The organism is Bifidobacterium [indicum] DSM 20214 = LMG 11587, assembly GCF_000706765.1.
GTDB classification, from domain to species: Bacteria; Actinomycetota; Actinomycetes; order Actinomycetales; family Bifidobacteriaceae; genus Bombiscardovia; species Bombiscardovia coryneformis.
Genome location: NZ_CP006018.1, coordinates 1,641,911 through 1,664,760 on the forward strand (window position 1 = coordinate 1,641,911; position 22,850 = coordinate 1,664,760).

Sequence of the window (22,850 nt, forward strand, 5' to 3'; positions counted from 1 at the left end):
GACGAGAGGTGCGAGGAGGCTTGATGAGCCGGACCGTTGGGACCATGTCGCTTCATTGCACTTGCCTTCCGGCCGTTGTGGATGCCATATCAGCCAAGTGCATGGCCAGACGCTCGGCATCGTACCCCTCGCAGATAGAATCCACGTGGCCGTCTTTTAAAAAGACGACACGGTGGGCCCTGGCCGCCACGTTAGGGTCATGCGTAACCATCAGGACGGTACGCCCTTGTTCCACCACGGCCTCGAAAGAGTCGAGGACCAATGAGGCGCTTCGACTGTCCAGGGCTCCAGTAGGTTCGTCAGCAAAAATAATGTCCGGCTGTGAAGCCAAAGCCCGGGCAATTGCCACACGCTGACGCTGCCCACCCGAAATGTCTGCGGGATACGAGTCAGCAAAATCACCCAGCCCTACCAGCGATAAGGCTCGAAGAGCATTCTCCTTCTTAATGGACGGGCCACCAAACAGTGCTGTCAACATGACATTCTGCAAGCAGGTAAAGGCATCAACCAGGTTGTAGTCCTGGAACACGAATCCGATATGGTCCCGCCGCATCCGCGTCAGATCGGATTCACGCATGCCGGACAGATTCCTGCCAGCAATTGAAACCACTCCACTTTCTATCGGCAACAGGCCGGAAGCGCAGTAAAGAAAAGTTGATTTGCCTGCCCCTGATGGACCCATCAAAGCCGTCCACGAACCGGTCCCGCAGGCCAGAGACACATCGTTAATGCCAAGACCGCCCGAGGCATAGTGAAAAGAAACACTATCGAGGGTCAGCGGAGTTTCATCCATATACAGATATCCTGTCTTTTCGATACGCCATTGTCGATTGGACTATCTTCTATATTATAGAGATAAGAGAAATTAAGGCAAAGGTAAAGTAAACCGCCAACCAAGGGGGAAGGCGGGCCATTGGGGATAGTGCACGACATGTGCCGCAAACAAAACGGTTGACCGCTCTCTGGGGAGGACCCGAGGTGAGCTCTAATAGCGATTCCCCTCATTACTCCGTTGAAAGAACCGACCTTGAACCGCAGAGCGAAGTCGTATTCGACGCTTCTGAATCTGGCGATATGCCCAAAAGAATCCGGGGCAGCAAGCATCCTTATGGATATAGAACGGAACGTAGCGTGAAGATGAAGTAGCTGAACGACTCTTTATGCACAGACGCCTGTGACACCCTAGGGCCGTATTCAGCAACTTGGCTGTCACGCATTCGGAATGCCTAGCTATACGGAAACAGGAACGAGTTACAGAAGCAAGACGCTTTACGGCCTCGCGTCCTCTCAATTTGACGGCGCTCACGACTATTGCACACAATTCCATGATCCCAAAGAACATAAGCGGTGAGACACCAACGATGTCATGAAGATATACTCAGGAATAGAGAAGCAGCTGCTCATCTCCTTCGGCAAGCAGGACACTTACCGCGAGGGGACACGCAGGATACTGTTAAGCAAACGGCGCCATAACTTTCCGGAGACAATCCGGAGCTGTACGGTGGGTTATGGAACAAGGGGGAAAACCAATGAAAAAGAGAATGAGCTGCAAAAACCGTGGAAGTTGCCGATAGACAGGAACTCGAAGCGCACAATTTTACGGAGTGACACGGGGATTGGCCCACCATCCCTCGCCAAACTCAGCAAGGATGGGTGTCATAACTGACTCGCTGCTCCGGACGTTGAGCAGGACGACACAGGAGAAGCCATCCCCGATGAGGAAGAACCTTGCGAGGCAGGCGAGATCCAAGAGGACGTGATCGGTAACGCCGGTTGAACATGCCAGCCCTGCCATACCGTATTACATGAAATAAAGAATGCGAGGAAGATGTATGCCACAGGCGGATAATCGAAGCAGCTACAATTTCATAGACCTCTTCGCAGGAGCCGGGGGGCTGTCCGAGGGCTTCCTTCAGGCAGGCTTCAGGCCTGTTGCGCATGTCGAGATGAATAAGCACGCCGCAGAGACGCTCGAAACCCGCAGTGCATACCACTATCTGAAGAACACGGGTGATCTCACTCTTTACAAAGAGTACCTGTCCGGGAAAATCGTCCGGGATGAGTTTATAAAGCGGCTCCCTACAACCATTACAAAGACGGTCATCAACGAGACGCTGTCGGACGAAACACTTCCGTCCGTCTTCAAGACCATCGACGATATCATGAAGATGCGCGGCTTCGGAAAGATAGACGTGATTGTTGGCGGTCCACCATGCCAAGCTTACTCATTCGTCGGCAGAGCACAGAGCAGCCATATGGAGACTCCGATGAAAGACGACCCGCGCAACTACTTGTATAAGTTATACGCACGATTCCTCGAGAAATACCAGCCGCGTATGTTCGCATTCGAGAATGTAACTGGCATCGAGTCAGCCCAGGGCGGCACCATCTGGAAGGACCTGCAGATGTGCCTCAAGAACGTGGGATACGAAATTGAATGCCGGGAGCAGAACGCGCAAAACTTCGGCGTGCTTCAGAGCAGACGGAGAATTATCATCGTCGGATGGCTCAAGAACAGCGACCTGGCGTACCCGGACTTTGTGGAGAAAAAGTCGGATGCCGTGGTAAACGACCTATTCACAGACCTTCCAAAACTCCTTCCTGGCGAAAGCAATAACACCTATTCGAAGGAAAAGCCGAGCAGATACGTGACCGAGACCGGCATCCGGACGAAAGATGATGTCTTGACCCTGCAGAACTGCCGACCGAACATAGAGCGGGACATAAAGATATACGAGAAAGTTATAGCGCTGTGGGGCGACGGGCATAAGCGTCTCAACTACAACGATCTGCCCGAAGAATTGAAGACGCACAAAAACCGGCATTCCTTCATCGACCGTTTCAAAATCGTCGAGGGAGACGAACACTTCTGCCACACGATACTGGCGCACCTCTCCAAGGACGGACACTACTTTATCCACCCGGATATTAATCAGCATAGGTCCATCACTGTGCGGGAAGCGGCACGCATACAGTCGTTTCCAGACAGTTACTACTTCGAAGGGTCACGCACATCGCAGTTCGTGCAGATTGGCAATGCCGTGCCTCCTCTGATGGCAAGAGGCATCGCAGATGGCATTCTTGCACAACTTCATGGGGAGGACGCAGATGGAAAGCAGTGAAAACAGAAACCGACTCCTCAGACAGTACCGCTGGTTCAAGTGCGAAGAACTGAAGAAATCTCCTTTCCATTTTCTATTTGCAAGCGAGTCCCATCTTGATCCGAAACCTCACCAGATCAACGCGTTCTGCACTGCCGTCGACGCGATAAAGACAGGTGGCATAGTGCTTGCCGACGAGGTCGGGCTCGGGAAGACAATCGAGGCGGGACTCGTTCTGAGCTACATGCGGAAATCCGGAGCGAAAAAGGTGTTGATAGCACTCCCCGCTTCGCTCCGCAAGCAGTGGGAGTTGGAACTTGATGACAAATTCAATCTGAAGTCCGTGATTCTTGACAGACTTACGGTAGAACATGACGCGGAGGGCTGGTACAAGAAACTTACTGACGAATCGTTCCTGATTGTGATTACCTCTTACGACTACTCGTCAAAGCTGATGAAGCGGTTCCCCGACGTGAAATGGGATTTCCTCATTATCGATGAGGCACACAATCTACGCAACCTGAATGGCACGAAACGTGCAAAGAGACTACATGAGCTGTCGGGAGGGATTCCAAAAATTCTCCTTACTGCAACACCGTTGCAGAACTCACTCATGGATCTGTACGGGCTGGTCTCTTTTATCGATCCGAGAATCTTCGGTTCAGAGCAGATGTTTCGGCATCTGTACATGAAAGACGAGAATTACGACGACCTCAAGCGTGAACTCACGCCGGTGCTGTATAGAACTCTCCGAAAAGACACTGCAGACTATATGCATTTTGCGAAGAGAATTTGTAAGACTGCGGATTTCGAACTGTCACAGGACGAAATCGAGCTTTATAAACGAGTAAATCAGTTCCTCAAGAGGGATAACCTGTATTCCATACCGACTTCCAACCGCGGCCTGGTCATCCTGGTTATCCGGAAACTCATGGCTTCATCCAGCTTCGCCCTGGTCGAAACACTCGAAGTACTGAAGAAGCGGCTCGAAAAGCTGCATGAGGGCACGAGATCGGCTGATGCGCAGGAAGGCTTCAATCTCTTCTGGAGCTTTGTCGAAGACGAAATCGACGAATCCGGCTTTGAAGAAATCGAAGATGCGGACACCGCCGCACAGAAGACATGCATCCAGGATGAGCTGGATGAGGTCAATGCGATCATCGATGCGGCGATGCGCGTAAAGACAAATTCCAAGGTCGTCGCTCTGAAGCAGGCGCTTGAGAACGGATTCTCGCATCAGAAGAATAATGGCATAGCTCAGAAGGCTGTCGTATTCACGGAGTCAAAGCGGACGCAGAATTACATTGCTGCTGAGCTTCGCAAATCCGGGTATAGCGAGGAGGACATACTCCAGTTCAACGGCGACTTCGACGACACCATGACAAAGGGAATCTACCGGGCATGGCAGGTGAAGAACCCAGGGAACACGGACTATGGGAGAAATGTCGAATATAAGCACGCCATCGTTGACTATTTCAAAGAGAATGCGAAGATACTGATTAGCACCGACGCCGGATCAGAAGGTCTGAATTTGCAGTTCTGTAATATGGTCATCAACTACGACCTGCCTTGGAATCCGATGAAGATCGAGCAACGAATCGGACGATGTCACCGCTACGGACAACAGAACGACGTGGTCGCCATTAACCTTCTAAACACACAGAACGAGGCGGACAAGCGCGTCTATGAAATACTGTCAAAAAAGTTCGAACTGTTCGAGGGAGTGTTCGGCGCCTCTGACATTGCGCTCGGAGTATTGGAATCTGGCACGAGCTTTGAAAAAATGGTGTTGGACATCTACCAGAATTGCAACACACCAGATGAATTCGAGAGAGAGTTCGATAAGCTTGACAGGAAGCTGAACGCAAAAGGCTACAAGAACGTGCGCAAACTACGCGACATCCTAATTACGGAAAGCAGCGGGGCAAAGAAGCAGGCGCTCGAAAGAACGAAAGAGAATATCGACCGTTATCTTCAGGAAGTCACATACTGGGACAAGGTTCCATCAATGGACCCGGTCAACGACCTTCAGTATTGGGAGGTCGACGATTGGGGCGAACAAACCGTCGGCGCCCATGGCTACCTGTTCCTAGGCGCTATGTACAATAACGTAGACTTACTCTTCCCTGCGTTGCTCCTGTGCGACCACGAAGGAAGATACATCGATTTTGATGAAGACGATCTCGTGCCGGAACTGGAGAAAATTGATGATTCCGCCATCCGCTATTTCAAACCAACCGCCGAGGAAAGCACGCTGTTCCAGGAGATAAACATAAACCTCGGATCTGAGATGCTGGACAGGCTCGAAAAACAGACAGAGCCTGTACGGGAATACAACAGACGCAAAATCGAAAACTGGATTCGCATCCAGAGCGAGCAGATCGAGGCGCAGCGACAGGAAATGCTTGCAGAAGTCGAAGCTCTCCATAACGAAGAACGCACCTCGAGCAGTTTCTACGAAAAGATGGATCTCCGGAAAAAGACAGCACAGAAGGAGAAGGAGCTCGAAGTGTTCCAGGCGTCGTTCCCCGAACGAAACAACCGGTTCAGAACCGAGGGGGAGCGGGAAATCGCGGAATTCAATAAAAACCTTGAAACTGACAATCCTATGCTTCTGATCAAAATAGTACTGAAATTTTAGAAGAACAGCTGCGCAAGAAAAGGAAAATTCGAACTGACCTAGGTCGGCAGTTCTTCTTCTAATCCGTAACTATATCCTTGCTATGCCATTGTTGTAACTAGTGATAAAATAATGAAGCCACCAAAGTAGGGCTGGCACTGGTCAGAAGAAACCCGTAAAGAGAATGGCCACAGGGGGAAATTCGATGCAACGAACTGGCAAGAACATAAACAAAGAACCTACTTGTACGCCCAGAAGAGATTACCGTCCCCTTCATTATGAACGGACCGTTCTCAAAAAAGAGCGACATAAGGCATGAGCTTCCCACCGACCATGAAGTTCATATTACCCAGCAAGCGCATTCGACAGTGATACGGGGAGATTGTTCTCCATCATCCTCAAGGAAGAGCCAGATGTGGTCAGTTGGATTAATCTGCTACTGAATCAGTGCGGCTATTCCAGGAAAACAGTCTATAGCGCAACCCTTGTTCTCTTCGTGGAAACCGCGACTATGCATAGATTTAAGTCAATAGCACGTGGGCTCTTCAGCTGCACGTGAAGGCTCATGGTTGGCGAGGTTTTCCACCACGATAACCGACTCATACCACATGACACAAAAGCATAGGCTTATTCCGATGACAAAGTCCATCCCGAAAATGCCTGCAAATATACCCTCGAATAGCGCATCCATAAAGGAGGAGGACTAATGGCTGACAGATTCAAGTATGCCAAAGTGCGACAGGAAATCATAAAAGCAATACGAACCGACCTGATCGGCCCGTGCTCTCCGGAGGAAAAGCTGGACGAGAATCCGCGCTACGCCTATCTCGTCGGCAAGCTCGAGCCGCAGCGCGATGAGAATGCACCGGACAAGAACGAGCAGGAAGTCGAAGCCGACATTGATTACGGGGATAATAAGGACTTCACACCCGGCAAGGATGATGATAACGAGTCGATATCTACCACGAAATTCGAGCTGCCGTCATCCATCGGTATCAGCTTCTACGTGGAAAGCAGTCTCGACTACATCTTCCTGGATGTGACTTGGGGAGACTACACAAAGTCAACCGAGAAGAGCGTTGGTAAGGATGGGAAGGAACACAGCCGCACGGTTTACAAGAGGACCCCGGAGAAGGAAACCGTTCAAGTCAAATTCAGCGACTTCAGGCACACAAAGGACTACACGCTTGTCCGCGATTCAAATATTCATGTCCATGTGTCGCGCATTCCATTAAAGACCGGATACTCTCTCGTTACTGCCTATGTTGTGAACAAGCGGAGCAATCCGTCCAGTGACGTCGAGGGACTGGTTTTCCAGGTAGGAATCAAGGCTCGAGGAGAAAACCAATCGACGGTGTTCATCGCAGAGCATGTCTGCAGGGATGTTCCCACGACCGAGGAGTTCTACTTTGAGCAACGGCCGATTATGGGACGCGGCAGAGGCTGCGCTGCCGTATGGGGAAAGACCGAAAACGGCCGGACTGATTATGTTGAATCCACGTTCATCCCAGAATATGAGCATCCCGGCGTTAGTGCTGCACTTGAGCATTTCTCATCCAAGCTTTCTACCTGTCAGATGGCAGCAAAAGATAAAAAGTCGGAAACTATACAGAAGCTGAACGCGCTTGCCGACTCATACGAGGCTTGGATTAATGAAACTCTGACCAACAGCTCAAGAATGAGCGATCCAGAATTCCGAGAGCAAGTCGGAGATACGGTTATAGGCCACTGCTCAGAGGCCCTGCGCAGAATTCGGGACGGCATCCGCATCATCACGACCGATGATATCTCCTTTGAGGCATTCAGCTTCATGAACAGCGTAATCTTCATGCAGAACAGCATCAAGAACTACGCAAAGAAACACGGAAAAGGCATCGAGTGCAGTTTCAAAGAGTTTCTCGATCCGAACAACCCGAGGAACGACTTCTCCTGGAGGCCGTTCCAGATCGCTTTTATTCTGATGAATCTCAAGGGCATTGTGCATCCGGAAGATACTGAGCGTGAATTCGTCGACCTGCTTTACTTCCCGACTGGCGGCGGAAAGACGGAGGCTTACCTTGGACTCATGGCCTTCACCATCGCCAACAGACGTCTGAGATCTTCTGAAGGCGACAAATACAATCATGACGGCGGCGTAACCATCATCCTGCGTTACACGCTTAGGCTGCTGACGACGCAGCAACGTGACCGTATCACGAGGATGGTTGTCGCTGCTGAACTCGTCAGGCAGAAAAAACCCCGCTACGGATCAGAGCCGATCAGCATCGGCTTCTGGGTCGGAGGTGCAGTGACTCCGAACGGGTTCGCCGAAGTGAAAGAAAAGCCGGGCAGCAAGGAGAACCTGCTCTATAAGCAGCTTCTTACGTGTCCGCTCTGCGGCAAGTCTCTCACAGAAAAGGATTTTTATATCGTACCGGAAAAGAAGTCCGTAGAAATCTACTGCTCAGATAAGCACTGCATATTCTATAAATACCCACAGAGCGGGACACGCACCCCAATCCCGGTATATCTGGTAGATGAAGAAATATACGCAAAGTGTCCCACCATTATTTTGTCAACGGTCGACAAGTTCGCAAAACTGCCGTGGGACGTAAACACGAATGCGCTGTTCGGAAGAGTTGACCACAAGTGCAGCCGCGACGGGTATATTGCAATCGGATCGGAAGAACATCCGAAACACAGGAAGACGGCAAACCTTCCTGCTGCAGAAATTACGAAGGTGAAACCGTTCCTCCCTCCAGAGCTGATTATCCAGGACGAGCTTCATCTGATCACGGGGCCTCTTGGAACTGTCTACGGTGCGTATGAGACAATTATCGAGGACATGTGTACGCATGATGGAATTAAACCAAAGTACGTAGTCTCCACGGCAACAATCAAAAATGCGGGCAACCAGGCGAAGAGCTTGTATGCCAGGAACGCAACGAAGCAATTCCCTCCTAATGGCTTCGAGATTGGCGACAGCTTCTTTATACGCGAAATCCCGATCGAGGAAGATCCGTTCCGGAAATATGTCGGAATTTGTGCTCCTGGGCAGTCCATGAAAACAGCCTTGCTGAGAACTTACGCCATCATTCTGCAGGCAGCCTACACACTCTCCCTACAAGATGAGTACAAGGACGTCATTGATCCGTACTACAGTTTGATCGGATATTTTAACAGTATCCGAGAACTTGGAGGTGCAGTCCGCCTTCTGCAGGATGATATTCCCGCTAGAATTAAACGTATCCAGAAACACTATGATTCCAAGAAGCGCAGGTTTCTGGATAAGACCGACGAGATAACATCCCGAATGTCGTCATGGAGAATACCGGAAAAACTCAATCAGCTTGAGCTGCCTTATACGGCAAAAAACCACATAGACACAGCCCTTGCAACGAATATGATTGCAACTGGTATGGATGTCGATCGGCTTGGACTTATGGTCGTGACGGGCCAGCCGAAACAGAACTCCGAATACATCCAGGCGACAAGCCGCATAGGGCGTGCTCATCCTGGACTTGTAGTGACGCTGTATAACGCTTACCGTCCACGTGACCTTTCGCATTACGAGAACTTCACTGGCTACCATGCGCAGCTATACCGGTTCGTGGAGGGGACAACTGCCACTCCATTCTCTGCAAGAGCACGGGATCGTGTTCTACACGCACTTGTTATTTCAGCTATAAGACTTCTGTACCCGGAAATGGCCAACAACAAGGATGCTGCGGCAATTAGCGCTCTGCCACAGAGCCATATCAATACTGTGAAAGAAATGATCCTTGACCGGATAGGGATTGTCAAACCATCTGCAAGAGCTGATGCAAGTGAAGAGATCAGCCAGTTCATTGATTGGTGGAAATCAAAGTCAGCGGCAGTGCAGGCCACGAGACCTCTTCGCTATTACGTTGTAGGAACAGAAAAATACAGCAGGCTTATGAACGGATATGAGCAGCCTCATATCGAGAGCGAGAAACCCACTTTGCGATCAATGCGTGATGTGGAGAGCGCAGCAAATATGTACTACTACCAGGAGGACTAATATGGCTGAGCACTATAATAATAAACTTGGCGAGTTGCGACCAAACCAAATCATTACAACCTTCGGACCGGGATCGGTTGTAGACGCGGTAAAAGACTCAGTGACTATTCTTGATATCCCGTACTGGAAGGTCAAAGGGAAGAAGATACTAGACGGTCGGCTTGCATCCTACCTGAACGTTGATGCCTTCTATATGCCGAGGACCACCTTTGCGTATGACATACCCGTCGTTACTTTTCCTTACTGGCATGTTTGCTCCAAATGTGGGAGGCTCTTTGATGCAAGGAAGACGATTGACAGTGATTTTGACACGTACCTGCAATATGGCGTTAATTGCCCCGACTGCGGATGGCGCGCTTATCCAGCCCGTTTCATAACAATCTGCGAAAAAGGGCACATGTCAGATTTTCCTTGGAAATGGTGGGTTCATCGCGGAGAAACAGATTGTGGAGGCAAAATGCGAATGTACTCCACCGGAAGTACATCCACGCTGTCGGATATGCGGTTAGAGTGCTCATGCGGCATGAAAGGAAGCATGAGCGGAGCGACGCAGGCTCAGAACTTCGAAGGCCTGTCGTGTAGCGGCATGCACCCGTTCCGGCCGCGCTGCAAGAGCGAAAAGTGCGAGAAACCGGTCATCCCGTCACAACGAGGCGCATCAAACGCATACTTTGCCGTGTCGAAAAGTGCCATATCTATCCCACCGTGGATTAATCCCCTATACAACCTGATAGACGAGCATCTCCGCGGTATCGAGGCGGCTGTAAAATACGGAGCCGACAAGGAATCAGTCCTTCAAGGTGTTTATGAAAATTACTTTTCCGGGTATACACGCGAGGAATTTGATGCAGCCTATGAGCGACGCATGAAAAACATCAAGGAATTTACGGAAATCAAGCGAATGGAGTATGAAGCCATAACGCATCACGATGATCCGTCCTATCAGTCCAACAAGAAACACTTCAAGACCGAAGAAGATGCTCTGCCCGATTACTTTAAACGCTACTTCAAGCGAATCATCCGCATAACAAGACTGCGTGAGGTGCAGGTGCTTCTTGGCTTCACGCGTGTTGATGCTCCCGAACCTGACGCGGATGAACAGCCGGATGTCGTCTACCTGACAAAAGGAGGGGACGAACGATGGCTTCCTGCTGTAGAGGTAAACGGGGAAGGAATTTTTATCGAATTCAACAGACAAACGCTTGCAGATTGGCTAAATGAGCCCAAAGTCGCAGAAATTTCGGGGAAATATGCTGCTTCCTATGAGGAGTACTGTAAGTCAAAGGGATGGACGATAACGGCAGAACGTAATGCCGTTTACGCCCTTATGCATACCTTTTCCCATCTTCTCATCAAGCAAATGGCCATGTCGTCGGGCTACTCCTCTTCGGCAATCAGGGAAAGAATCTACTTCGGCGACAATATGGCAGGCGTCCTGCTCTACACGGGAAGCTCCGACAAGGAGGGCTCTCTCGGAGGTCTTGTAGAACTCGGTACGGCAGTCCAGATGACAGACCTCATGCGGGACACATTCCAGGAAGCCTTGATCTGCACAAACGATCCGGAATGCATGAACACGCTCCCAGCCGGAAAGAACTCTAACGGTGCCACCTGCCATTCGTGCTGTATGGTTTCAGAAACTGCATGCGAGAACGGGAACCGCATGCTTGATCGGGGACTTGTGGTTCCTCTTTCGGAACGTGAGGAGACTTCGTATTTCCGAGAGTTGGTGAATGAGCTCTGTCAGGTGGAGATGTAAGAAGAGAGATACTTCTGAATACCATAAGGGCAGATGCTGCCAATGGTACCGACATTGCCGCAGACATCTTGCGCAGACAGTATCCGGGTTTGTCATCGACAGATTGCGAGGAAATAGCTAAGACAATCCAGTCTGCTCTGAATATAGAAAGCACCGACAAAGTCTCACTTGTCGTGACAGCACCGCCGTCGTTCAGAATTAATGCAAAGCCGACAATGGCTGTTGTTCGATCAATGATCGAGGGCGCGGAAAGCAGCATTCTAATGACCGGATACTCGCTGTCCTCATATTTCTCAGAACTTACAGACACCATCATCGGCAAAAGCCGGAAAGGGGGTTGTCAAATTTCCCTTCAACAACATCTCGAACCAGCCAGAAGCAGGCAAATTGCTTCACACAAGGGTTGCTTTCTCAAACTATACGTTACAACAACAAGGAAGACAAGATGGCCGCTCTGCACGCCAAGATCATCTCTGCGGATATGAAATAACATCAGTGAATCTGTCATACCACGGACAACAGGGAAACATCGAACTCGGAACCCTGATTGAGTCAGAACGCACAGCAAAACAACTCAATGAAGTGATGACGCAGCTTATCTTCAGAAAGATATTCGAAGAAGCGTGACATGGAGGTGACGGCGACATCAAAGTTATGACGGGGAAACAACGAGATCTCAACTGTCACATCTACAAGGAGAGTGAAGCAAATCCGGCAAAGCGGATGGCTGTCTTCCGAAATACCGTGCAGTGCTTTATGCTCGGTTGCTTCTGGCGCACTCCGGGGCAGATACACGATGACGCCGTCCATGAGTCCAAAAACAGACTTCCGGTGCCGAGACCCAGGTCCGGGATTCCACTTAAGGCTCTGTGAATCCTTCATTACCTTGCAAGCGCGCTTTGTAACACAAGCGGCTAAGGAAATCAACTCTTTTCTTCCTGTCGCGCCGATGCTAAATCTGGTATCTGGCTCTGGTGCGCCATGCCAGTTTCACAGCACAATCAAAGGAAACACATGCATACTCGAACATCCCTTCCCCTGACTAGGCTCAAACGCGCCATCGCGATCGTCACTGTACTGGCAAGCTCCACGCTCTTTCTAGGCGCCTGCGGGCAGAATTCGCAGACAGCCACGTCCAGCGAGACCACAACCTCCGGGCAGCAGGATTCCTTCCCCGTCAAGATCGATCATGTTTACGGCACCACCTCGATCCCTTCCAAGCCCAAGCGCATCGCCACCGTCGGATGGGCCACTCCCGACAACCTCATCGCCTTGGGGGTCGTGCCGGTCAGCATCCAGAAGAACTCCTTCGGCAAGACCGTGGATGGAGGGTATCTGACCTGGACCAAGGATGCCCTAGATGAGATGCGTGTGGCCAAGGCGGATATGCCCAAGCTGCATGACGAATCGGACGGCATCGATGTCGAGGCCATCGCCGCGTCCAAGCCCGATCTAATCATCGGCCTGCTCTCCGGCATGACCAAGAAGCAGTATGACACCTTGAGCAAGATTGCGCCGACAATCGCCTATCAAGAGGTTGCCTGGGGCGACCCCTGGCGCAAGGTCATCACGTCCACAGCCAAAGCCATCGGAGAACCCGAAAAGGGCAAGCAGCTGATATCCGACCTGGAGGAGCGCATCTCAAAGGCCGGAGAGACCCAACCGGCCATCAAGGGCAAGACCGCGGCAGTGATGTATTTCGATGCTTCCAAGCTCTCTAAGTTCAGCGTCTACACCACCTCCGACGCCCGGCCTCAGTTCCTGAACGACCTCGGTATGGAGACTCCGGAGTCCATCAAGGAGGACTCCAAGAGCACCAAGAACTTCTACAAGGAGATCTCCTCCGAGCATGCCGACAGGTACAAGGATGTCGACATCATCGTTACCTACGGCACCCCGGACCTGCTTGAAGCGATGCGCAAGGACCCCCTCCTCTCCAAGATTCCTGCAGTTGAGCGAGGATCCGTCGTGGTCATCGACAATGACAGCGAGATGGCCAATGCCCTTGACCCCTCGGCCCTGTCCATCCAGAAGACGACCGACGCATACGCCCAACTTCTGGGCGAGGCTGCCGCCAAGGTCTAATCAGGCCGCAGGTGAGGGGATGAAAGAGGGAGAGGTGGCGCATATATGCGGTCGGGAGTGACTCCGCGCCCAGGCACCCGGCGAGCAACCATGCATCGCAATGGAAACGGACCCATGGTCTTGTCCGGGCTGATTCTGGCGGTCTGCCTGGTCATGGTCTGCGCCCTGTCCCTGGTTTTCGGATCCCGTTCCGTCAGCCCTTCCGACATCCTCCACGCCCTGTCCGCCTCCTCGGATGACATCGCGGTCTCGGCCATCCGCCTGAGAATCCCTCGCACCGTCCTCGGCCTCCTGGTCGGTGCCGGGCTCGGGGTGGCCGGGACCCTGATGCAGGGCATATCACGCAATCCACTGGCGGACCCGTCGATTCTGGGTTTCAATACGGGGGCGGCCCTGGCGATCGTCTGCTCCATAGCCTTCTTCTCCCTATCGACCCCGGCCCAGTATGTCTGGGTCGGACTGCTGGGCAGTGCGACGACCGCACTGGCCGTCTGGGCCATAGGCTCCCTGGGACCATCCGGTCCATCTCCGCTACGGCTGACCCTGGCCGGTGTCGTGATCAGTTCAGTACTGGGATCTCTTACCTCCGCCATCCTTCTGCCGCGCATCAATGTCATCAGCTCATATCGCTTCTGGCAGGTGGGCGGAATCTCCGGCGCCCGGTTCGATCTCATGATGCCGGTCCTGCCTCTTCTCGCTCTTGGCCTGATACTCGCCTTCTGTCTGACACCCGGAATCAACGCCTTGACCCTGGGTGATCAGATGGCCGAAGGACTGGGTATGCACGTCGGGCGTGTCCGCAGCCTGGCCTGGCTTGCGGCGATACTCCTCTGCGCCTCCTGTACGGCACTGGCGGGTCCGATTGGCTTCGTCGGATTGGTGGTCCCCCATGTGGCACGACTGCTTATAGGACCCGACTACAGACGAATCATGGCTCTGAGCATCCTCATCGGCCCCCTTCTGGTGGTTGGCGCCGACGTGGTGGGCAGGATGATCACCCGCCCATCCGACGTGGAGGTCGGCATCGTCACGGCACTGATTGGGGCTCCCGTATTCGTGATTCTGGCCGGGCGCAGAAGAAGCGCGGAGGTATAGGCATGGTCGCTCCTCCCGTTCGTGGCGATAACCCCGCCCTTCAGAAATCGCATAGACCCGATGCGATGACCGACCTGCAACGGATACGACGGACCCATACCGTTCGTTCACTGGCGGTCACCATCCTGCTTGTGGTACTCCTGGTTGCTCTCGCGCTGTCGGACCTGGTTCTGGGACACCGAACATACTCCATGAGCGACCTGATTGGAGCGCTTCTGGGGCAGGGAGACGAAGGGACCAGATTCGTGATTCTCCAACTCCGCATGCCCAGGGCACTGATCGGCTGCGCCGCCGGCATCGCATTCGGCATGGCCGGAATTGGTTTCCAACACCTCCTGCGCAACATGATGGCCAGCCCGGATATCATCGGCATCACGGCAGGAGCCAACACGGCCGCCATCTTCGGCATTGTCGTATTGGGTCTGTCGGGCATGCCCTTGGCCTGCCTGGCGGTCATGGGCGGTCTCCTGACAGCCCTCCTGGTCATGGCCCTGGCCTGGCGCGGTTCGTTCGACCCGACCCGGCTGATACTGATCGGAATCGGAGTGGCCGCAGGGTTCAATGCTCTGGGTTCCTGGCTCATGGTTCGCAGCAACCAATGGGACATCCAGGCAGCAACCCGGTGGCTGACGGGCAGCCTGGCCGATGCCCAGTGGTCCGATCTACCCATACTGGCAACAACAACCCTCGTCGGCGCCATGCTCCTGCTGGCACTCGACAGGAATGTCAGCACACTGCAGCTGGGACCGGAGATGGCCGCCGGACTGGGAGTCAGGGTAAGCCGTGTCCAGTTCGAGGTGATTATCGTGGGTGTGCTGCTCCTGGCTGTCGCAACGGCGACCACCGGTCCCATCTCCTTTGTTTCGTTCCTCTCCGGCCCCATCGCCGCAGTCCTGGTTGGTCGGGGAACATCGGCCCTCATCCAGTCGGGCCTGGTGGGAGGTTGCCTGGTTCTGGGGTCGGACATCGTCGCTCAACATCTGCCCACAACCCAGGTGCCGGTCGGCATCATCACCAGCATTGTGGGCGGCCCCGTCCTCATCCTGATCATGGTCCTCATGACCCGCAGACAGGAGCTCTGAACATCATGACGTCACCCCCGGCACACGACTCCTGGAGCAGCGCGCATAAGCTGACCGCCTCGCACCTTCGCCTCACCTATGGCGGGCGTACGGTCATCGAGGACCTGAGTCTGGATATACCCCCACACACGATGGGGTCCATCATCGGACCCAACGGGTGCGGAAAATCAACCTTCCTCAAGGCCATGGCCAGGATACTGAAACCTGCCTCGGGGGCCGTCATGCTGGACGGAGAGCCCATCACCAGCATGCCCACCCGCAAGGTTGCAACGATTCTGGGGTTACTGCCGCAGAACCCGTCAGCCCCCGCCGGCATCACCATCGCCGACCTGGTCGCTCGCGGCCGATACCCCCACCACCACTTCGTCGAGCGGTGGACGGACAAGGACGAAAAGGCGGTGGAACGGGCCCTTGCCCTGACCGGACTGACCGATATGGCGGGGTGCCCAATCGACCGCCTGTCCGGAGGCCAACGCCAGCGCGCCTGGATTGCCCTGACCCTCGCCCAGCAGACCGACATACTCCTTCTTGACGAGCCGACCACTTACCTGGACATCGCCTACCAGCTTGAGGTGCTTGACCTGCTGAGCACCCTGAACAGGCAGGAGGGCGTCACGGTGGTCATGGTTCTCCACGACCTGAACATGGCCGCCAGATACTCGGATTGGATCCTGGCCATCAAGGATGGCAGGAGGGTCGCCCTGGGCGCTCCCGACGAGGTCATGACCGAGAACCTGGTCACGGAGGTGTTCGACATCGCGTCCACCGTGGCGAAGGATGGGTCCACCGGCACTCCACTGATGACACCTGCTCCCCTCCATAGCCTCGGAGCCCACTCCGTGAGGCCCCGGTAATGTACATCCCCATGATTCGCATCCGATATCCGAAACACAGCAATCCAGCCCTATGACACCAAACCCGGTGTCCTGATTCTCGGCAACCCAGACACCCACACAACAGGCCTGAGTCCAAGGTCAGGCCATACACCCCAACAGAAAGAGCAATGACCATGAAACTTCCCGCCAACCACCCGGTATCCCTGATTCCCTTCCACGTCACCGTGGCCAGAACGGAAACACTCTCGCCCCACTTCCGCCGCATCGTCTTCCAGAGTCCCGATCTGAAGATCTTCGCCGATGCGGGATACGACGAGCGAATCAAAATCATCCTTCCCCTTCCGGACGGATCAGTGCCTGACCCCTCCTTCTTTGAGGTTGCCCCAGAAGTTCCGCTTGGCTGGCTACAGGAATGGAGAGCTCTCCCTACGGAGCGCCGCAACCCGATGCGTACCTACACGGTTCGCGCTCTCAGGCCCGAGATCGGGGAAATGGATGTGGACTTCGTCATCCACGATCCTTCCGGACCTGCCGGAACCTTCGCGGAGCAGGCCAAGCCAGGCGACAAAGCCGTCATCATCGGCCCCGATGGAAGGGTCGGAGGACAGGTTCCAGGACTTGATTTTCACCCGGGCCAATCCAGGCATATCCTCCTGGCGGGTGATGAAACGGCGCTCCCGGCCATCGCCGCCATAATGGAAAGCCTGGTTCGCGACCAGTGGCAGGGTGACGGGGTGGTGGTGATTGAAGTCCCGACCGAAGAGGACCGCCTCCCCCTCCAAACACCCGAGGGCATTCGCGTCATCTGGACTGTGCGCGACGAGTCCGGCCACGGTCATGCCCTTACCGAGGCCATGCACAACCTCCTGGATGACCTGCCGGTCCATTCCGACTCGGACGAGGCCGCTCAATCCTCCAAGGAATTCAAGGAAATCGATATCGACCGCGAGCTGCTCTGGGAGACATCCGATTCCGCCGAGGCGGATACCGTCATCCAAACCGATGACCTGTATGCCTGGATTGCCGGCGAGGCAGCCACCGTCCGTGACCTGAGGCGCATGCTGGTCAGAGACCACGGAATGGACCGACGCAGTGTCTCCTTCATGGGATACTGGCGACAGGGCCGTAGCGAGATGTCCTGATACGGACTTCGGGTGCGGTCGGCCCCCATTACCGACAGCCGACCGCAACGGGTCAGTTCCCAGCAGGCGAGCCGCAGTACTCCCGGAAGAAGTTGCCAATCACCTGGTGACCATACTGGCTGCCGATGCTCTCGGGGTGGAATTGGACACCCTCCATGAGCGATCGACCACGTCTCAGGCCCATCACATACCCGTCCAGAAGCGAGCGCGCACTGATCTCCAGATCGGCGACCTGCCCGACCGAGGTCTCATCGGCAACCAGGGAATGGTACCTGGTCACCTCAAAGGTGTCGGGTAACCCTGTGAAGCAGCCCCTCCCGTCGTTTCTTATCCGGCTCACCTTACCGTGCTGGCGGCTGGAGGCCCTGACCACCTGGGCTCCGGCATGTACTGCGATGGCCTGCATGCCCAGGCAGATGCCGAATACCGGCTTCCGTCCCGCAACCCGGTCAAGGAGCTCCAGGTATCCGCAGTCCTCCGGATGGCCCGGTCCAGGGCCCAGGATGACCGCATCAAAGGTGAGTGGATCCACCTCGGCAAGGTGGTTCACCCGGACAATGGTCGTATCGGCGCCCAACAGGTCCACGTAGTTCTTGACCACATAGACGAAACTGTCGAAGGCATCAACCAGCAAGACTCTCATGGGCCAGCTCCTTTCCGGTGATGGCCAGATAGGCCGAACTCATCTTCTTCATGGTTTCCTGCCATTCGCTTTCCGGCTGAGAATCCTCGACGATTCCGGCCGAGGCGCGCAGGTGGTACCTGCCCGAATGGTAGGAGGCCGTCCTTATGCACAGCGCCGTCAGGACCTGGCCGTCAAATCCGAGGAAGCCCACCGCCCCGGCATATACCCCGCGCGAACTGACCTCGGTCTCCTCGATGATTTCCACGGCGCGCACCTTGGGGGTTCCTGTCATGGTGCCGGCGGGGAAGGCGGCCGAGAAGACGTCGTACTTGTCCAGGCCAGGCCGGATTCGACCGACCACATCCGAGACCATATGAATGACGTGGGAGTAAACCTCGGTGGTCATCAGCCGGTCCACCTCCAAGGATTCGGGTGTGCAGCACCTGGCTACGTCGTTGCGCCCCAAATCCACCAGCATCAGGTGTTCGGCCCGTTCCTTGGGGTCGCCGGTCAGCTGCCTGATGGCCGCCTGGCGGGCCTCATCATCTCCGGGATTGCCGACAGTTCCTGCGATGGGCCTCAGGGTTATGTCACCATCAGGGGTCAGTCCGATGAAGAGCTCGGGGCTGGCGCCGATGACATGCACCCCTTGGGGAGTCACAAAATAGTACATATAGGGGGACGGGTCCTGCCGACGCAGCCGTTGGTAGACCTGGAAGGGCGGAATCCTGGAGTCCACCTGAATCTCATGCCCGAGCTGGAGCTGGTACACATCTCCCTGGGCTATGTGCTCCTTGCCCTTGGCAAACCACCGATAGAAGAGGTCCCGGTCAATCGTGTCATGGGCGCTGTAAGGGAAGTCCGATCCGGCATCCTCAGACCCTGCACCGGTCCGGGCAAGGTCTTCCGCAAGGGGTGCGTCAGATTGCAGCAGGCCCAGCATTTCCGCAAACCGGTCGGACTCATGCCCAACGCTCTTCCCATCCGGCTGCCCGTCAAGCCTGCTGTACTCAATGCCACCCGCGTCTTCCTGCCCTACCGGACTGTCGCTTTCCCTGCTTCCCCGACCATCCCGGATGTCGTACCCGCCAGGGTCGCCGCTCAGATGGATCAGCGTGGCGCAGTGGCCGCCAGCCTTCAGGTCCAGGGTGATGATTCCCCGGTAGAGGGTCAGCGAGATGACCGGTAGGGCCGCATCCCTGGGAATGCGCTCTTCCAGGTCTTCAATCATGAAAATGGTGTCATACCCGAAGTAGCCGAACCATCCCATCCCGAAGGGGCCTTCATGGCCGCCGCTGATGGCGAAGGAGGACTCAATCCCCCTCAGTACCGCGAACACCTCCTGGATGTCGGAGACCGGATGGTGAACCACCCCCTGCTCAATCCGGCCGAAGACCTCCAACAGACCTGCCAGCTGTACGTTACCCAGCGGATCAATGGTCATAACGTGGTCCGTCACACTCAGGGTCAACATGGGCTCGAATCCAATCACCGAACGGTTCCTGTCCGTATCGGGACCGCTCAGGGACTCCAGGAGGAAGAGCTGATCCTCCCGATACCTGGTGCGCAAGCGCCTGTATATGGACAGGGCGTCAAGGTCGCTGACGAATTGGTGGGATTCCATGGTTGCATTGATGGTCATACCGGCACTCCCTTGGTCGGATGCTGCGATTGGAAAGACGGGGGATGAACCTCTCATGGTGCGAGTGCGCCCGGGTTGAGGCGGGTATCCAATACGGTATGAATCCAAACCATCCGATGGCCCCACACCCGTCAGCAATGGAAAAAGAGACCTCAAACACCGAGGCGGATATATGAATCAGAAGAAGAACCGAGCCGGTTCTGGCCCATCAGGCGAAGGACATTAACGCCATCGGGCATCGACATAGAAAAAGACACCCATGGGCAACCAGGCCTGCCGTGATGTCATTTTCCTCATGGGCACGATGCTAGAGCACCCGTGTGCATCCTCCCAAGCAGCATCCACCATTCGGACGTAGTTCGTCCATTTGACCCACTCCAGTACGTTTTGACCCACTCCAGTACGCGAAGAGAAATCAACAGCCTCAGTGTCGATACGCCCGGCGGTAGGCACGCGGGGTCGTGCCGGTCTCCATCTTGAAGCGACGGTTGAAATTGGCGGCATTACCGAACCCGCTCAAGGACTGAATCCGGGCGATGGGCAGATCGGTGGTGACCAGGAGGAGGGAGGCGCGTGCAGTCCGCAAGCGGCAGACCAGTGCGGAAAAGTTGATTCCCGCCGCCTCCTTGAAGAAGCGGGAGAACGCAGAGGGACTCATCACCACCTGGGCAGCGACCTCCTCCAAGGTAATCCGGTCTGCGATATGTGCCGTGATATACGCCAGGACCTGGTTGACCCGTTCCGTCATGCCGTCGGGCGCCTCCGCCACGTAACCCGGCGTAACCACTGTCATCCACTCCCGGCGAGGGGCCTGGATGAAGATACGGAAAATCGCCAGGAGGTCAATCAGCCGGTCAAGATCATGATGCGCCCCCATACCAATCAGGATGGTGGCCGCTCGGCGCGCGGATGCGCCTGACAGGACAAGGGCCTGCCCACTCCGTCTCAACAGGGTCAGTATCCTCCCGGCCTCGGGGAAAATCCGCGCCAAGGCTCGGATGCGCTCGGGATGAACCTGGCAGGCCACATCCCGTTTGGGAATGGACACCTCACCCGGGTCCAATTCCGAAATCCAATTATGGGGAACATCGCTCCCCAGGAGGGAAACCTGCCCCGAATCAAAAGGCACCATCCCATCCCCGGCCATCATCATTCCCCTACCCTTGCGGATCAGATGGATCTCAATTTCGATGTGGTGATGCCACCGGGCCAGGGCCGAAGGGTACCCGTGCTCCACCCAGCGGATGCTCTCGCCGCTCCGAGGCAGGACCACCTCCAAATCCGCCCGCCCATCGACATGACTGCCCATGCTCACCCACCTCCGATATGTGCGGGGAAACGGCCTGTTGCTCTTGACCCAATCGGTCGCGCTCAGCACAACTGATCGCACACAGGGGGAGAGCCTCAACGGCACCTTTGCCAACCCTGTCACTGCCAGGGCGAGACTACCCATCCTATCCAAGGAAAAGGCAAAATAATACCGATATCCGGCAGAAAAGCACCGGATTCCAAATCCTGGCGACCCTAGGATGAAACCAGGCAGTTGAGAACTTCGGCACCCAACTCCTCAATCAGATGAGGGGTATCAGTCCGAAGACGATTCACCCTATAGGTATGCACAAGGTCCAAGCCGAAATACCGGAAGAGCAGTAAGCACAGCGACGAGCAAACCTGCACCGCAGCCGGCGGAGGGAAACCATCATGAGGGCACTGGTATTGGACAGAACACGCGGCCTGCACATGAGGCAGGTCCCGGTTCCTCGGCCCAAGGCGGGAGAGGTTCTCATCCGCACCGCCTTTACAGGCGTATCCAGCACAGATCGCGGCATCTACCAGGGAGCACAGGGTTCGATTGAGGCCAATCTCCCGATTATCCTGGGGCACGAGAACTGCGGAACCGTGGCGGCCATCGGCACCCGGTCGGTCACCCTGGCTGACGGAGGCCAGGCGGCCGAGGGGGACAGGGTGGCCGTGGACCCTAACATCACCTGTCATCGTTGTGATTACTGCCGAAATGGCAGACCCGAACTCTGCCGACACCCGGTGGTCATCGGCGTGACCCGCGGAGGTGGGATGGCCGAGTACTTCTCCGCCCCGGCCGAGGTGGTCTACCGGCTGCCCGATCGATTGGAGTTTCTGGAGTCCACTGCCATCGGTCCCCTATCCTGCGCCTTGCATGGCATCCGATGCCTGGACTTGCGGCCCAATCAGCGGGCCCTGATTGTTGGGGATGGATTCATGGCACAGCTCTTTGCCCAGCTCCTCAGGATTCAGGGCATCTTTCAGATCGACATGGTCGGATTGAGCGAGACGAAACTGGCCAGGGGGAAGGCGCTGAACAACCTTCATGCCGTCTACAGGTCGGACAAGCGGAGACAGACACCGCCCCGGGACCACTATGACCTGGTGATCGAAGCCGTCGGGGTTCCCGCCGCCGAGACCATGGCCATCAAGGCATGCCGCCATGGGGCCCAGGTGCTCATGTTCGGCGTTGGCCGCCCTGATGCCCGATTCACGATGAACGCCTATGACATCTACCGCAAGGAGCTGACCATCAAGGGATCCTTCAGCAACCCGTGTTCATTCGACGACGCCATCAGCCTCCTTGCCTCCGCTCGCCTGGATATCGCAGGTCTGGTCACCCACACATTGAGCCTCGAACAAGTGCCCGACCTGATGTCCGGATCGATCGGCGGTGTCATCAAGGCGGTGGTCGCCTTCGGGGACTGAGGACCGCGCAAGCGCAACCGGGAATCGGAATCCCTAAAGCAGCGGCAACCGGCACCAGAGGTTCCGTACCGAGCAGCGCATACCATGGTTCCAGCAGCACGTATCGGCCATA

The 22,850-nt window shown here is 55.1% G+C and carries 15 protein-coding genes; 10 read left to right on the top strand and 5 right to left on the bottom strand.

The window, feature by feature from the left end; all coding sequences use genetic code 11:
* Nucleotides 1-52: 52 nt before the first annotated feature.
* Entirely contained in the window at nt 53-793 is a 741-nt protein-coding gene (locus BINDI_RS06660) for an ABC transporter ATP-binding protein (protein WP_033491106.1), read from the bottom strand.
* Between the two features lie 1,039 nt (nt 794-1,832).
* Between BINDI_RS06660 and BINDI_RS06670 the strand changes: the two genes are divergently transcribed.
* From BINDI_RS06670 to drmB, 4 genes are all read left to right on the top strand, one after another.
* Nucleotides 1,833-3,122 carry a DNA cytosine methyltransferase gene (locus tag BINDI_RS06670; protein WP_033491104.1) on the top strand — a complete coding sequence of 430 codons (1,290 nt, stop codon included), beginning with the start codon at nt 1,833-1,835 and terminating at the stop codon, nt 3,120-3,122.
* A complete protein-coding gene (drmD, locus tag BINDI_RS06675) occupies nt 3,073-5,742 on the top strand; it encodes a DISARM system SNF2-like helicase DrmD (protein WP_202805345.1) in 2,670 nt (889 codons plus the stop codon). Before BINDI_RS06670 ends, drmD begins: the two co-directional genes overlap by 50 nt.
* A gap of 685 nt (nt 5,743-6,427) precedes the next feature.
* A complete protein-coding gene (gene drmA, locus BINDI_RS06680; protein WP_033491103.1) occupies nt 6,428-9,742 on the top strand; it encodes a DISARM system helicase DrmA in 3,315 nt (1,104 codons plus the stop codon).
* A 1-nt stretch (nt 9,743) separates the two neighbouring features.
* The gene (gene drmB / locus BINDI_RS06685; RefSeq protein WP_033491101.1) at nt 9,744-11,501 is read left to right on the top strand and encodes a DUF1998 domain-containing protein; all 1,758 of its coding nucleotides are present in this window, start codon (nt 9,744-9,746) and stop codon (nt 11,499-11,501) included.
* 552 nt (nt 11,502-12,053) lie between these two features.
* On the opposite strand, the gene BINDI_RS07480 is transcribed toward drmB, so the two are convergent.
* Nucleotides 12,054-12,311, bottom strand: a complete 258-nt coding sequence (locus BINDI_RS07480; protein ID WP_148302001.1) for a hypothetical protein — start codon at nt 12,309-12,311, stop codon at nt 12,054-12,056.
* Between the two features lie 204 nt (nt 12,312-12,515).
* On the opposite strand from BINDI_RS07480, the gene BINDI_RS06695 reads away from it, so the two are divergent.
* From BINDI_RS06695 to BINDI_RS06715, 5 genes are all read left to right on the top strand, one after another.
* The gene (locus BINDI_RS06695; RefSeq protein WP_033491099.1) at nt 12,516-13,586 is read left to right on the top strand and encodes an iron-siderophore ABC transporter substrate-binding protein; all 1,071 of its coding nucleotides are present in this window, start codon (nt 12,516-12,518) and stop codon (nt 13,584-13,586) included.
* Between the two features lie 114 nt (nt 13,587-13,700).
* Nucleotides 13,701-14,681 carry a FecCD family ABC transporter permease gene (locus BINDI_RS06700; protein ID WP_237742938.1) on the top strand — a complete coding sequence of 327 codons (981 nt, stop codon included), beginning with the start codon at nt 13,701-13,703 and terminating at the stop codon, nt 14,679-14,681.
* A 2-nt stretch (nt 14,682-14,683) separates the two neighbouring features.
* Nucleotides 14,684-15,763: a FecCD family ABC transporter permease gene (locus BINDI_RS06705; RefSeq protein ID WP_052108997.1), complete on the top strand. Its 1,080-nt coding sequence runs from the start codon at nt 14,684-14,686 to the stop codon at nt 15,761-15,763.
* 5 nt (nt 15,764-15,768) lie between these two features.
* Entirely contained in the window at nt 15,769-16,617 is an 849-nt protein-coding gene (locus tag BINDI_RS06710; protein WP_033491095.1) for an ABC transporter ATP-binding protein, read from the top strand.
* 149 nt (nt 16,618-16,766) lie between these two features.
* On the top strand, nt 16,767-17,741 hold the full coding sequence (locus BINDI_RS06715; RefSeq protein WP_033491093.1) for a siderophore-interacting protein: 975 nt from the start codon (nt 16,767-16,769) through the stop codon (nt 17,739-17,741).
* A gap of 52 nt (nt 17,742-17,793) precedes the next feature.
* Here the strand turns inward: BINDI_RS06715 and BINDI_RS06720 are convergent, their stop codons facing one another.
* From BINDI_RS06720 to BINDI_RS06730, 3 genes are all read right to left on the bottom strand, one after another.
* A complete protein-coding gene (locus tag BINDI_RS06720; RefSeq protein WP_033491092.1) occupies nt 17,794-18,384 on the bottom strand; it encodes an anthranilate synthase component II in 591 nt (196 codons plus the stop codon).
* On the bottom strand, nt 18,365-20,008 hold the full coding sequence (locus BINDI_RS06725) for an anthranilate synthase component I family protein (protein ID WP_052108995.1): 1,644 nt from the start codon (nt 20,006-20,008) through the stop codon (nt 18,365-18,367). The genes BINDI_RS06720 and BINDI_RS06725 overlap by 20 nt, the downstream gene beginning before the upstream one ends.
* Before the next feature lie 424 nt (nt 20,009-20,432).
* A complete protein-coding gene (locus BINDI_RS06730; RefSeq protein ID WP_033491089.1) occupies nt 20,433-21,317 on the bottom strand; it encodes a helix-turn-helix domain-containing protein in 885 nt (294 codons plus the stop codon).
* 392 nt (nt 21,318-21,709) lie between these two features.
* On the opposite strand from BINDI_RS06730, the gene BINDI_RS06735 reads away from it, so the two are divergent.
* Nucleotides 21,710-22,738, top strand: a complete 1,029-nt coding sequence (locus tag BINDI_RS06735; RefSeq protein ID WP_033491087.1) for a zinc-dependent alcohol dehydrogenase family protein — start codon at nt 21,710-21,712, stop codon at nt 22,736-22,738.
* The last annotated feature ends 112 nt before the right edge of the window (nt 22,739-22,850 follow it).